Genomic DNA, 13985 nt, shown 5'->3' with positions numbered 1-13985 from the left:
ACAGTAATTTCACGCCTAATTCTTCATTTGTAATTTAATTGTAAGAATTTTCGAAAATCAATCAAAATAGACTAAAAATGATGTTCGAACTCCTTACAAGTATCTTGAAAACACTTTTGTTTTATGAGGCAAAAAGGTGATTGGTAATAAGGATTATTCCAATTATAAATGAAAGGATCGCATAAACCAAAACAGCCCCTGCCGCTGCATCCTTAGCAGCTTTAGCTAACGGATGCTTTTCACTTGTTATCATATCGACAACATGCTCTATCGCTGTATTAATTAGTTCAAGCGCCAGCATTCCACCGATTAAAAACAGGACAATCATCCATTCAATTATTGAAAAACGTAATACCATGCCGGCTATAAACATAATAATTGATATGGCAACATGTATTTGAAAGTTTCGTTCTGATTTAAATGTGGATACAATTCCATTCCAGGCATATTGGAAGCTCTTATAAAAGCGTACCCATTCAGAATTCTTCGGATCTTTTGAGTCCATAATTATTTAATATTTCCTTTTGTTTTGTAAACATCACTTTTTCCTCAGAATCTGTCATATGATCATACCCTAGTAAATGTAATAAGCCATGTACTGATAAAAAGCCCAGCTCTCTCATGAAAGAATGACCATAATCTTCTGCCTGCTCTCTAGCTCTTGGAATTGAAATAATAATATCGCCGAGCACACGGGGCTGATCAACCCCTACTATTTCTAGTTCTCCCTCGATCATCTCTTCAAGAGCAAAAGAAATAACATCTGTTGGCTGATCTTTATCCCGATATTCACGGTTCACTTCTTGTATACGTTCATTTGTTACAAATGTGACCGACAGCTCTGCACCTTCAGATACGTCTTCCACATCAGCAGCAAATTGAAGAAGCTCTTCAACAGTCTTTATTTGTTCCTCTGTTAATTCATTTGTTTCATCATGACTGTCAATTGATAGTCTCATTATTTCACCTTCTGTTTTTTAGTTAATTCAGGGTACTCAATCCGCGAATGAAAAATCCCTTTTAAAGATTCGCAGAATGATTTAGCAATAATATCTAATTCTTTTAATGTGATATCACATTCATCTAATTGATGATCTTGTAATCGATCAGAAATAATCGACCTGACCAATTTTTCAATTTTCTCTGGCGAAGGGTTTGCCATAGAACGGACTGCAGCCTCTACACTGTCCGCGATTGAAATAATGGCAATTTCTTTTGTTTGCGGCTTAGGTCCTGGATAGCGAAACTCTTCTTCATAAATAGAATCATTAGATTGTTTAGCCTGATGATAAAAGTATTTTAGAAGTGTTGTGCCATGATGCTGCTCGGCAATATCGATAAACTCTTTCGGCATTTTATGTTTTCTTAACATATCAACCCCATCTGTTACATGAGCAATGATAATATTCTTACTCAGTTGCGCTGAAAGTTTATTATGTGGATTCTCAATATTCATTTGATTTTCTATAAAATACTGAGGCCGCTTTGTCTTCCCTATATCATGATAGTATGCGGCAACTCTTGCAAGTAATCCATTTGCCCCAATGGCCTCACATGCTGATTCACTCAAATTAGCGACCATTACACTGTGATGGTATGTACCAGGTGTTTCCGTGAGAATTTTTCTAAGTAACGGATGATTTGGATTTGATAACTCGATTAATTTCATTGTTGATAAAATACCAAACCCTGTTTCAAAAAATGGCATGAAACCTATTGTTAATACAGAAGACACAAGCCCAGATACGCATGCCATAATAAAATAGGAGCTTATTTCAACATTTGAGTAGCCACCGTTTCTGATTAGCATAATCGCTGTTAAAGCAAGGATATTAACTCCGGCAACAAATAAACCTGCCTGCAGGATTTTTGAACGAAGATTGTGTTCTCCTAAAAATAATACTGCTGCCAGACATCCAAAAAGATAGTAAATTCCAACTGAAAAGTTAAAACTCCCTGTTACACCCTCATTAAAAATAACACTACCGCAAACTGCAAAGATCATACTTGTCCATATAGCTAGTCGCTCATTTAATAATAATTTGACCAACATGACTCCCATTGCAACCGGCACAATATAGCCAATATGCGTATAATCAATTTTCTGAAACAAGCTAATGATCTTCATAAGAAGAATTGTAATGGCAAATATCAAACAATATAATAACAAAAAATTATTCTTTTTAGAAATTGGACTATCTTTCTTCTCAAAGAAATACACAACGCCTGATATAATCAGGAGCACAAATATCCCGAGTCCTAAAAAAGGTTTAATGGATTGTTGATCATCCAGCAAACCAACAAGACCTAACTTTCTGTATATCTCACGATTAATCAGCTCATTTTCTTCTACAAGAATTTGGCCCTGTTTAATTTGGGCTTCTTTAACGCCATCAATGGCTAACTGCCGCTGTTCTTCCGTTGCGGTTAAATCAAATACATAGTTTGGTGTAATGGCGAAACGAGCTAAAAATATGGCAGATTCCATTATTTCAGTTCGCATAGACGTGTATTGCAGTTCTTCCTCGACCTGTTTTTTTGCTTCTGTCAGCTGAACAATAGGAATTTCTTTGCTCATGACATTGTTTACAACTGTTACAACAGCGTCCTTTGCCAAAACAACTTCATCATCCGTAGTTTCTAGTAATGGAAGAAATGTTTCTCCAGGAATTTTTTTATTAATCGAAGGTGTTAGTTTTTCCTGTACTTTATCAACTTGCTCCTCCACAGTTGGTTTTGCAGAATCTATTGCAGCCACTTCTTTTCGCACTTCAATAACTGTGTCAAAAATCGAAGAAATTAAATCTACTTGTTTTTCAGTTATTTCTTTTTTCAAAACATATTGATCTTCTACAGAGTCATACGCCTCTTGGCGTTTCCGCTCAGTTTCAACCTTATCCTCGACAGTAGCTGGAGCATATATCGTTTCATCAGAAACAGTAAAAAGCTCAATATCAAGCGTCTCAGGCTTTACATTACTATATAAAGCAACAAATAGTACAACAGCTAATACTGCATATAAAAAAACATATAAAAATCGATATTCTTTAAATTTCTCTACTATTCTATTCGTTTTTTTCACTTCTTTTGAGTTAGGTTTTTTCTTTTTCAACTTTGCACCACCCTCTAAACACCTTCAAATGAAAGGCTTTTTTTACCGTTCCTCTTCCATTATTCAATTTTATCGAAAAATGTTCAACTATTAAGACAAAATATGACAAAAAAAGCTATCTTTGCAAGCACTTTCATTTGTAGTCACTACTAAAATACACATAGTTCTCTAGCTATTTTTGACACCGATCTGTGAAAAAGAAAGTGACCCGTTTTAAACTTCTCGGGTCACGATCCTTCTTTGGAATTTTCATATGCCGTAATAATTTTTGCAACAAGCGGGTGTCTAACAACATCAGATTGTTCAAGATGAACAAAAGACAAGCCACTCACATTGGTTAGAATGTCTTTCGCAACAGACAATCCAGATTTTACTCCTTTTGGCAAATCTACCTGTGTAATATCACCTGTTATGACCATTTTTGATCCAAATCCCAATCGTGTCAGGAACATTTTCATTTGCGCAGGTGTCGTATTTTGGGCTTCATCCAAAATAACAAATGCATCATCGAGGGTTCTACCTCTCATATACGCCAACGGGGCGATTTCAATCGTACCACGTTCTATTAAGCGTTGAGTATGTTCCATACCTAACACATCATGTAAAGCATCATATAAAGGTCTCAGATAGGGATCTACTTTCTCTTTTAGATCACCGGGTAAAAATCCAAGGCTCTCCCCTGCTTCAACTGCAGGCCGTGTTAAAATAATTCGTTTTACAGACCCCAGCTTTAAAGCATTCACTGCCATTACAACGGCCAAATAAGTTTTTCCAGTTCCGGCAGGACCGATTCCAAAAACAAGGTCTTTATTTTGAATAGCCGAAATATAGTGGCGCTGCCCCAATGTTTTGACTCGAATGGATTTACCTTTGGCTGTTTTGGCAATTTCTTGAATATAGAGATTCTCTAACTGATCTAACTTTTTTTCCTTTGCCATACTAATGGCATAAAGAACATCGCGTTCACTTATGTTTATCCCTTTTCGGATGATGAGAAGTAAGGATTTTAATAATTCATCTACAAGTTGTACATGTTCAGCATTTCCTGAAACATATACACCTTCTCCCCTTGTTACAATGGATACGTCTAGTTCTTCTTCAATTCTTTTTAAATGAATGTCATGGTTTCCAAAAAGCGCTATCGCTTCATTTGGATTTTCTACTTGCTGATTCATTGTCACTAATTCTTCTGGCATTCTTTAGTCTCCCTGAACAATTGGTGTGGTTTTCACAATATTTTCAATTGCTTGATATAATACGGTTAACCTAACTTTACCATTCTCATTCGTTTGGTGCAAAACTTTTTCTCCAGTTACCTTCTCTTTATCATCTAAATTTCCCTCTATATCCTTTCGGCCACGATCTAATGCAGCCTCCTTGGCTTGTTCAACTGTATATTTCCTCGTAACTTCTTCTTTTTCAAGGTAGGTTTCATTTGCATATGCAATCGGCAATGTAAAATTCAAAAACTTCAGGTGATAAACATCATCTTCCACTTCAAACGTTTTATACGTGTTTTTTCCAAATCCCCATATTGGAATCCTAAAATTGCCTATTTGAAGAAAATGCTTATCTTTAGTATCCCCAGTTAATACTTGAAAAGTCGTATTTAGTGGAATTGTAATTGTCGTTTTATACCAGGTCTCACCGTATATTTCAGCTTTTGCTGGAACTTTCTTTTGGTCCTCTTCCTTACCGATCAAACCAGAAACTAAAACTTGTCCTTTTGTTACATGTTCATTTAATGTAGTTAATGGCTGCCCCTGCTCGACAAACATCTTTTTAATAACTGCTTCTTTTTCTGCGACAATGTTTCTAGGACTTACTAGCTCTTCTTCTTCTGGTTGATTTTTTTCTACAACTTTTAAATGATAGGTTGTTCCCATCAGTTCAACTCCAACCCATGTAATTTGCTCAATATTATCGGTTAAGGATTTTTGTATATCATCCGGATTCTCAACGAAAAATTGAAGCTTACCTGTTTTCACTCCAATTCTTGCTAATTCTTTTTTTATAATATGTTCTGTTTCCGGTGATGCACCCTCAACCTTTATTCCCCAAATCATATTTGATAAAACAAATATAACAACTAAAAATGCCAATAAACCGAGCACAAATCCACTGTTTTTCCAAGACTTCCTTATTAAGAAAGGAAAACCTGCTCTCCTTTCAAATCGGCATTTACATTCATTTTTTCTTACAACTGAACGAAGGGCATGTACATCTTGGAGGCGAATAAAAAAGCTTAAACTATTATTTTTGCTGCGCTTTACCTTCCAAATAACGATACTTTCCCTCATACAGTCATTTAAAAACCTTTCTGTTCCTCTTCCCTCGATATTGACTTTTACAACACCAAATAGATAACTAGTCCATTGATTTTTCATCCTTCTCCCCCTTGTAAACCACATTACACTTAAATGCTCTATTCTATTTTGTCTGCTGTGTTTCTCTGTGATGATCCACAGCAGACGCCAGAGATCATGTCCCTAGATCCTTTTTGGTTTTTATTCTGAGTACATTTACAAAAAAAGAAATTATGTTTCATCGAGATATAAAACTTGAACGATTTTTCCTTCTAATAAAATTTCTTCCGGTAGGATCGTCTTTATGACAAAGGCCTCGCCTTTAATTAATAATTGTCCCTGCTTGAGTAATAGGCGAAGCTCAGTATCAGTAAATTTTAGGAGTCCACGATGATTTTCTATGTAAATATGAAGCTGTCCAACCATCGTAATTCTAGGAAGATCCATCATGACATCCGGCGGTAGTTCGATTGTGTTAGTGATCCATCGTGTAAGTTGCTGGCGCCATTTTTTTGCCATAAAAAAAGACCCCCTTTCATCTCATATGTATGAGAGAAAATGAAGTCTTATAACAGATTATTTGATAAGTTACGAATGTCTTCTCGTTTTTGTATAGTATGGATTTTTCGCACGGGGCGGACCTAATATTTCACTCCAAATAACACCTTGTGCTGCCTTATTTTGATCAATAACAAGATGATTTTGACGAACATTCCGATTAACTGAAAGTGTTCGTTCCTGAGGCATGTCGGACTTTGGTTTAGGTTGTTCTTTTACAACCCTTACCTCTATCTCTTTTTCTGAAGTACGCTGTTTCATCTTCTCATATGCCTCTTGTACCGTTTGAAGAGGTGGCTTACTTACGTCTTTTCTTTGTTTAGATTCAACAGTTGTCATAACTGGTTTAGGTACCGACCTTGTATTTGGTCTATTATTTTGCCTAGGATCATGCTGATTTTTGGGCTGACTAGGTACTTTTGGCTTGTTTTCCTCTTGATTATTTTTATTAGTAAAGAGTCTTGAAAACAACCATACAAGAAATGCCCATACGATTGGATTGGAAATGATATCTGTAATATCCATGTTTTCTCCCTCCTTTTGTGAGGAAAGGGAATGAAGCCCAATCTTTCATCCCTTCATTATTTACAAATTAATATTGCTCAGGATCACTTTGATCATTATTTGTTTTTCCAATTGAATCTCTCATTTCAGTATCAGCTGAAATATTTTTGATGTTCATATAATCCATCACACCAATATTCCCTGAACGTAATGCCTCAGACATAGCAAGCGGAACCTGTGCTTCTGCTTCCACAACTTTCGCTTTCATCTCTTGGACACGAGCAAGCATTTCTTGTTCCTGTGCTACAGCCATTGCCCTTCTTTCCTCAGCTTTTGCCTGTGCAATTTTCTTATCTGCTTCAGCCTGCTCTGTTTGTAATTCAGCACCAATATTTTTACCGATATCAACATCCGCAATATCAATCGAGAGAATTTCAAATGCTGTACCTGAATCCAATCCTTTGCCTAAAACAGTTTGAGAAATAAGATCCGGATTTTCTAATACTTTTTTATGGTTATCAGAAGAACCGATTGTACTTACAATCCCTTCTCCAACACGGGCAATAATTGTATCTTCTCCAGCACCACCAACTAATCGTTCGATATTTGCTCTTACAGTAATTCTAGCTTTTGCTTTTACTTCTATACCATCCATTGCTACACCGGCAATAAATGGTGTTTCAATAACTTTTGGATTTACACTCATTTGAACAGCCTCTAAGACATCACGACCTGCTAGGTCGATAGCAGCACAACGCTCAAATGTTAACTCGATGTTTGCACGCTCTGCAGCAATTAATGCATTAACAACACGGTCCACATTACCACCGGCTAAATAGTGGCTTTCAAGTTGGTTCGTTGTAACATCAAGACCAGCCTTGTGAGCCTTAATTAACGGATTCACAACACGACTAGGAATAACTCGACGTAGTCTCATCCCGATTAGAGTGAAAATACTAATTCTTACACCAGCTGCTAATGCTGAAATCCAAAGTGCAATTGGCACAAATGTAAAGAAAACACCTAGAAAGATTAATCCTAAAATAACTAGACCTATTAATAAGATAGCAGATGCATCCATTGTAATATTCCTCCTATATTCTTAAATATTAATCATTTAACTCTCTCACAACAATACGTGAGCCTTCAACTTTAATAACTTTAACCTTATGACCTCTTATAATATACCCGCCTTCAGTTACAACGTCCAGTCGTTCCTCGTTAATAACCGCTGTCCCAGAAGGTCTTAATGTTGTTAACGCAATACCTTCTGCTCCAATTAATTCACGTCTGGAAACATTTGACACATACCCACTTTCGGTATTTGTTGAGTCACGCAATATTAGCTTTTTAAAGATATTCATACGCTTTCCAAACACCTTTACTAATAGAATAGATGCTGCAGATGCTACAGCAAAAGAAATCAATAATGATATCGTCATATGAACGAAATTCCCTGACGCAACATACAAACTTCCAATAACGCTAGCAAATCCTAGTATACCTAATATCCCGCCAGGAACAAATAATTCAGCTATTAAGAAAATAACCCCTAATATAAAGAGTATAATGGCTTCCATCCCTGCCAGACCTGCTACTAGGTGTCCGTAAAAGAATAAAAGCAATGCAGAAAGCCCCATAAATCCAGGAACTCCAAATCCCGGTGAATAAAGCTCCACAACCAACCCTAAGCTGCCTATAGATAAAAGAATGGGAACAACAACAGGGTTTGTAATAAATCGGGCTATTTTCTCTGCAAGACTTTCCTCAGCTTTTAAGACTGTTGCACCCTCAAGGTCAAGTTGAGTTAACAAGTCTTCTAAGCTGGCAGCAGTTCCTTCTGAATAGCCAACTTCTGATGCCTGCTTTGTTTCAAGTGTTAACAAATCACCCTTGCCGGCACCATATTTAGGAATATCTACATCTTTATCGGCCATGGCTAAAGCAAATTTAGGATCACGGCCATTTCGTTCTGCAGATTCCCGCATTTCAGACAGCCACAAAGATTGTGCTTTATCATCAGCTGCATTCCCATCACCTGTGATAATTGCTGCAGACCCCATTTGACTTCCTGGCGCCATATAAATTTGATCAGCATTTAATGCAATATAAGCTCCTGCAGATATAGCACGTCTATTTATATAAGCTGTTATTGGAATTTCACTTGAACGAAGGGTATCTGAAATTTCCATGGCTCCGTCAACTGCTCCACCAAGAGTATCAATTTCCAGGACAATGTGATCCACTTTTTGTGTTTGTGCTTCATTAATATTTCTTTTTATATATTGAGAAAGTCCTTTTTCAACAGTTTCTTCGACAGGAATGACATACACTTTTTGAGTCGAATCAGCTTTAGCTATTGCCTGATACCCTTGATAAAAACTTAGCAAAAAAGCAAAAGCAATCAAAAATAGAAAAAACTGCTTTTTCACTTATTTCCCTCCTTTCACTTTAATCGTTCACAGACGCATATTGCTTTTTGTCTAGAGCTCTTAATAGCTCTAATTGAACACTGAAAATCTAAAGCTTAATCAGATAATAGTAATACGAATGTAAGTGCAAAAGGTTTCATTTTATTTTATGTATACGTTATCTCACTTCTTATTAGTCTTTTTCTTATATTAGTATGTCTTAAAATAAAGGTTTACTTTTGTAGATAGTAAAAACACCTTGCTAAGGCAAGGTGTTTTTACTCATTTATGATAGCTGTTGTTGCACAAGCTTATTAACAAGACTTCCGTCTGCTTTACCTTTTACTTTGGGCATAAGTGCTCCCATGACTTTCCCCATATCGGCTTTAGAAGTAGCATTCACTTCTGAAATAGTCTGTTTTACAATTTCAGAAACTTCTTCCTCGGAAAGCTGCTCAGGCATATAATCGACAAGTATATCGATTTCTGCTTGTGTTTTTTCAACTAAGTCCAAACGATCAGCATTTTTGAATTCCTGGAGGGAGTCTTTTCGTTGTTTAAGCTCGCGAGAAAGAACCGTCAATTCTTCTTCAGCAGACAATTCGTTATTGCCAAGTTTAATTGCTTCATTTTGTAAAGCAGCCTTGACCATACGAATAACAACTAATTTGTCTTTTTCTTTGTTTTTCATCGCTTGTTTCATGTCTTGATTCAACCGATCAAGAAGACTCATACGTACACCCTCTTTTAGAATTTGCGCTTTCTAGCTGCTTCAGACTTTTTCTTACGCTTTACGCTAGGCTTTTCATAGAATTCGCGCTTTCTAGCTTCTTGTATTGTACCACTTTTTGATACAGTACGTTTGAAACGACGAAGAGCATCTTCAAGCGACTCGTTTTTACGAACGACCGTTTTTGACATTCTCTTTCCCTCCCTCCGAATACAACCAATCGACATCTTGTAAATAAAACATGTCTATAGATAAACATGTACTTTGACATTATAATATAATGAATAATACAGGTCAACTCATATCATAAAAAGATCTTGTTTTATGAATAAGTTTAAATGTTAAGTTTATTTTATGCAGATTAAAATTGTTTGATTGTACAAATTGACCAGATGTCATCACATTTAAATTAGTAATCTGATGTTGAAGCTTCTCCTTTTATAATGGATACTCCAGAGCTTGCTCCTATTCGTGTTGCACCAGCTTTTATAAGTGCCTCTGCACCTTCTGTATCTCTTACTCCCCCTGAAGCCTTTACACCTATCGTAGGACCCACTGTTTTTCTCATAAGCGAAATATCCTCTACAGTAGCTCCTCCTGTTGAAAAACCTGTTGAAGTTTTCACAAAGTCTGCCCCTGCTTTTACAGAAAGTTCACAAGCTCTAACTTTTTCTTCTTCAGTAAGCAGACTAGTTTCAATAATAACTTTCGTTAACGCTTTCCCATTTGCAGCGTCAACTACTGCTTTTATGTCTTTTAGAATAAGATCATCGTTTTTATCTTTTAGTGCTCCGATATTAATGACCATATCCACTTCTGTTGCACCTTTTTCAATGACATCCTTCGTTTCAAATGCTTTTGTTTCAGGTGTGTTTGCCCCTAGTGGAAATCCAATTACTGTGCAAACCTTAACTTCTGAATTCTTTAGTAACTGAGCAGCTGTTTCAACCCATGTAGGGTTTACGCAAACGGATGCAAATTGATACTCAGTTGCTTCCTGACAAAGCTTTTCAATAACATCTCTGGTTGTATCTGCTTTCAAGGCTGTATGGTCAATCATATTCGCTATTTTAGACATTATGTATCGTCTCCTTATTAATAGTTGTCCGACCTCTTACATCTTAACATTTATTCTGTATAAAAACGAGTACAAAATTAATTTGTACTCCATCACTGCTTTTTATCACATTATCATTATATAATTCAAAAGGGCCAGCATTTTTATGCTGACCCTGTTTGGAATCATGATGTTAATCGAACTTTTTCAGTTGGTTTTTGAATGTCTCCCATTACTTTTACAAACTGACCCTCATTGTAGGGATATCCAGCTTTCGTAATTTTTACTTTAACAATTTTCCCAACCATTTCTTCATTTGCAGGTAATACAACCTTCAAGTAGTTATCTGTATAACCAACATATAAATCTTCGTTTTGCTCTTCTTTATATCTTTCTTCAGGAATAACCTCTAACACTTCATTTTCAAATTGAGAAGAATATTCCTTCGCAAGTTGATTTGAAAGTTCAATTAATCGATGAACACGATTATTTTTAATTTCTTCATCTATTTGATCATCCATGCGAGCAGCAGGTGTTCCTGTACGCTTGGAATAAGGAAATACATGGAGCTCAGAGAACTTGTATTTTTTAATGAAGTTATAAGTTTCCATAAATTCTTCTTCTGTTTCACCTGGAAACCCAACAATAACATCAGATGTTACGGCTAAGCCCGGCAATGCTTCTTTTAAGCGATCTAAACGTTCCGCAAAAAACTCCATTGTATATTTTCTGCGCATACGCTTTAACACTGTGTCAGATCCAGACTGAATTGGAATGTGCAAATGACGCACAACTTTTTCAGATTTCTTAAGGACCTCAATAACTTCATCTGAAATTTGACTCGCTTCAATAGAAGAAATACGAATACGTTTCAATCCTTCTACTTGTGCATCTAAATCTCTTAATAGCATAGCAAGATTATAATCTTTTAAATCTTCACCATAGCCACCAGTATGAATTCCTGTTAGTACGATCTCTTTATATCCAGCGTTAACTAGCTGCTGAGCTTGTGCAACAACCTCTTTTGGATCACGTGAACGCATTAACCCACGAGCCCACGGAATAATACAGAAAGTACAAAAGTTATTACATCCTTCCTGAATCTTTAATGAAGCTCTTGTACGATCAGTAAAAGATGGTACATCGAGTTCTTCATATACACGTGTCTTCATGATATTTCTAACACCGTTAATCGGCTGTCTTTCTTTTTTAAATTGTTCTATATACTCAAGCATTTTCACACGATCTTGAGTTCCTACAACAATATCTACACCTGGTATCGCCATAATTTCAGCAGGTGAAGTCTGGGCATAACATCCTGTTACGCAAATAACACCATCAGGATTTTTTCTAATCGCACGTCGAATAACTTGTCGACTTTTTTTATCACCTGTGTTTGTTACTGTACACGTATTAATGACATATACATCCGCAACTCGTTCGTATTCTGTCCGCTCATAGCCAGCTTCTTTAAATAGCTGCCAAATGGCTTCTGTTTCATAATGATTTACCTTGCAACCTAATGTATGAAATGCTACTGTAGGCATTATTTATCACCTCGATAGTTCGAAATAATAAGAAACAGCAGATAATAAATATAATGGCGCTGTTTCCGTTCTTAAAATTCTTGGTCCAAAACTGCATATATAAAAACCAGTTTGTTCTAATCTTTCAATTTCCTTCTCTGTTAGCCCACCTTCAGGTCCAAATACAACCAGAAGTGAACTGCCTTCTTCTAATTTTTCGAAAGCTTTAGCCAGATTTTTCTTTTCCCCTTGCTTTGCCGACTCTTCATAAGCTACGACCTTCACATCATAGCTTTTTGCTAACTCTATTATATGTTGAAAATCACAAGGCTCTAAAACCTCAGGTATTTTATTGCGGTATGACTGTTCAGAAGCTTCCTTTGCAATCTTATTCCAACGCTCAAGCTTTTTCCCAGTTTTCTTTGCTTCAAGCTTCACAATGGAACGAGCAGCATTAAAAGGGATAAATGAAGAAGCACCTAATTCGGTGCCTTTCTGAATGATCCATTCAAGCTTATCCCCTTTAGGCAACCCGCTCGCAATGGATATAGATACAGGTAATTCACGATTCACTGTCATCCATTCTAATACAAAACATTGAACTTGGTCATTGGTAATTTCAACAATTTCACAGAGAGCTTCAAAACCATCCTTCGTACAGCATATAATCTTATCGCCTGCTTGCATACGCAAGACCCGAGAAATATGATGGACATCATCACCATTAACATAGATGGTTGTCTCGATATTAGTTTTATCTTCTTTAATAAAGTACCGTTGCAAAAGTAACGCCTTCTTTCTTTACTTCTTTTTTGCTATAAACGCTACCCAGTCTTCCATAACCATTGTTTCTTCAATGACAAAACCTGCATGTATGAGGGCTTCTTTTACTTCCTGTTTTTTATTTTGAATAATTCCGGACGTGATGAACGTTCCGTTATCTTTTAATACGTCATAAGCTTTGTCTATGAAACGAACAATAATTTCAGCTAATATATTTGACACAACTAAGTCAACTGGTCCTTCAACACCATCTAGTAAGTTTTTTTGTGAAACATTTACAACGTTTTGAACCTTATTTAGCTTCACATTCAGTTTTGCGCTCTCAACAGCTACTTGATCTAAATCAAAGGCATCAATTTGTTTAGCACCTAATAATCCAGCTGCAATACTTAACACACCAGACCCTGTACCGACATCAATGATCGTATCTTCCTTTTGTACGGTACGTTCTAATGCTTGAATACATAAAACTGTTGTAGGATGTGTTCCTGTACCGAATGCCATTCCTGGATCAAGTTCAATGATCAGTTCATCAGAACTTACCGGCTCGTATATTTCCCATGTTGGAACAATGGTAAACTTTTCAGAAATCTTAACGGGATGATAATATTTTTTCCATGCCGTCGCCCATTCCTCTTCATTTACCTCACTTATGGTAATATGATTTCTTCCCAGATCAATATCATATAACAATAGATTGTTGATACCAGCTTTAATTGCATCAACTGTTTCCCCAAGAAAGCTATTCACGGGTAAATAGGCTTTTACAACAACGCCCTCTTCGGGATAATCGGTTGGATCGAGTTGGTAGATTTCACCTAGTGCGGTACTACGTTCTTTCATTAAATCTGCAAGGTCCTCAATGACTACACCACTCGCTCCAGCCTCATGCAGGATATTTGAAATAGGTTCAACTGCTTCTTGTGTTGTATGAACACTTAATTCTGACCACTTCATATCTACCAACTCCAATCCTAAACCATTAAAAAATTCTTAAT

The 13985-nt window shown here is 36.4% G+C and carries 15 protein-coding genes; all 15 read right to left on the bottom strand.

Features of this window, described 5'->3' with window-relative positions:
- Positions 1–121: 121 nt before the first annotated feature.
- The 15 genes from AC0L8O_RS05410 to prmA all read right to left on the bottom strand — a co-directional run bounded on the left by AC0L8O_RS05410 (position 122) and on the right by prmA (position 13944).
- Positions 122–505: a diacylglycerol kinase family protein gene (locus AC0L8O_RS05410; protein ID WP_026558708.1), complete on the bottom strand. Its 384-nt coding sequence runs from the start codon at positions 503–505 to the stop codon at positions 122–124.
- Complete coding sequence (gene ybeY / locus AC0L8O_RS05405) at positions 477–959, bottom strand: rRNA maturation RNase YbeY (RefSeq protein ID WP_473446885.1); 483 nt, start codon at positions 957–959, stop codon at positions 477–479. Before ybeY ends, AC0L8O_RS05410 begins: the two co-directional genes overlap by 29 nt.
- Complete coding sequence (locus tag AC0L8O_RS05400) at positions 959–3112, bottom strand: HD family phosphohydrolase (RefSeq protein WP_473446884.1); 2154 nt, start codon at positions 3110–3112, stop codon at positions 959–961. Before AC0L8O_RS05400 ends, ybeY begins: the two co-directional genes overlap by 1 nt.
- Positions 3113–3339: 227 nt before the next feature.
- Entirely contained in the window at positions 3340–4308 is a 969-nt protein-coding gene (locus AC0L8O_RS05395; protein ID WP_026558705.1) for a PhoH family protein, read from the bottom strand.
- A 3-nt stretch (positions 4309–4311) separates the two neighbouring features.
- Positions 4312–5499: a sporulation protein YqfD gene (yqfD, locus tag AC0L8O_RS05390; protein ID WP_026558704.1), complete on the bottom strand. Its 1188-nt coding sequence runs from the start codon at positions 5497–5499 to the stop codon at positions 4312–4314.
- A 150-nt stretch (positions 5500–5649) separates the two neighbouring features.
- Positions 5650–5937 carry a sporulation protein YqfC gene (yqfC, locus tag AC0L8O_RS05385; protein WP_026558703.1) on the bottom strand — a complete coding sequence of 96 codons (288 nt, stop codon included), beginning with the start codon at positions 5935–5937 and terminating at the stop codon, positions 5650–5652.
- Between the two features lie 69 nt (positions 5938–6006).
- Complete coding sequence (locus AC0L8O_RS05380) at positions 6007–6501, bottom strand: hypothetical protein (RefSeq protein ID WP_473446882.1); 495 nt, start codon at positions 6499–6501, stop codon at positions 6007–6009.
- Positions 6502–6568: 67 nt separating this feature from the next.
- On the bottom strand, positions 6569–7561 hold the full coding sequence (gene floA / locus AC0L8O_RS05375) for a flotillin-like protein FloA (RefSeq protein ID WP_473446881.1): 993 nt from the start codon (positions 7559–7561) through the stop codon (positions 6569–6571).
- A 28-nt stretch (positions 7562–7589) separates the two neighbouring features.
- Positions 7590–8912: an NfeD family protein gene (locus AC0L8O_RS05370; RefSeq protein ID WP_473446880.1), complete on the bottom strand. Its 1323-nt coding sequence runs from the start codon at positions 8910–8912 to the stop codon at positions 7590–7592.
- Between the two features lie 265 nt (positions 8913–9177).
- Positions 9178–9624 (bottom strand): GatB/YqeY domain-containing protein, encoded by a 447-nt coding sequence (locus AC0L8O_RS05365; RefSeq protein WP_026558699.1) that lies wholly within the window; start codon positions 9622–9624, stop codon positions 9178–9180.
- 14 nt (positions 9625–9638) lie between these two features.
- Positions 9639–9812, bottom strand: coding sequence for a 30S ribosomal protein S21 (gene rpsU / locus AC0L8O_RS05360; protein ID WP_015595024.1), 174 nt, complete (start codon positions 9810–9812; stop codon positions 9639–9641).
- Positions 9813–10030: 218 nt separating this feature from the next.
- Positions 10031–10699 carry a deoxyribose-phosphate aldolase gene (deoC, locus tag AC0L8O_RS05355; protein WP_473446879.1) on the bottom strand — a complete coding sequence of 223 codons (669 nt, stop codon included), beginning with the start codon at positions 10697–10699 and terminating at the stop codon, positions 10031–10033.
- A gap of 164 nt (positions 10700–10863) precedes the next feature.
- Positions 10864–12225 carry a tRNA (N(6)-L-threonylcarbamoyladenosine(37)-C(2))-methylthiotransferase MtaB gene (mtaB, locus tag AC0L8O_RS05350; RefSeq protein WP_473446878.1) on the bottom strand — a complete coding sequence of 454 codons (1362 nt, stop codon included), beginning with the start codon at positions 12223–12225 and terminating at the stop codon, positions 10864–10866.
- A gap of 6 nt (positions 12226–12231) precedes the next feature.
- The gene (locus AC0L8O_RS05345) at positions 12232–12987 is read right to left on the bottom strand and encodes a 16S rRNA (uracil(1498)-N(3))-methyltransferase (protein WP_473446877.1); all 756 of its coding nucleotides are present in this window, start codon (positions 12985–12987) and stop codon (positions 12232–12234) included.
- Positions 12988–13005: 18 nt separating this feature from the next.
- Positions 13006–13944 (bottom strand): 50S ribosomal protein L11 methyltransferase, encoded by a 939-nt coding sequence (gene prmA / locus AC0L8O_RS05340; protein WP_473446876.1) that lies wholly within the window; start codon positions 13942–13944, stop codon positions 13006–13008.
- Positions 13945–13985 lie beyond the last annotated feature (41 nt).

The sequence above is a fragment of the Metabacillus sp. KJ11-3 genome (genome assembly GCF_055808295.1).
The sequence above is the reverse complement of the archived record's forward strand: the minus strand, read 5'-3'. Positions and strand labels throughout refer to the sequence as shown.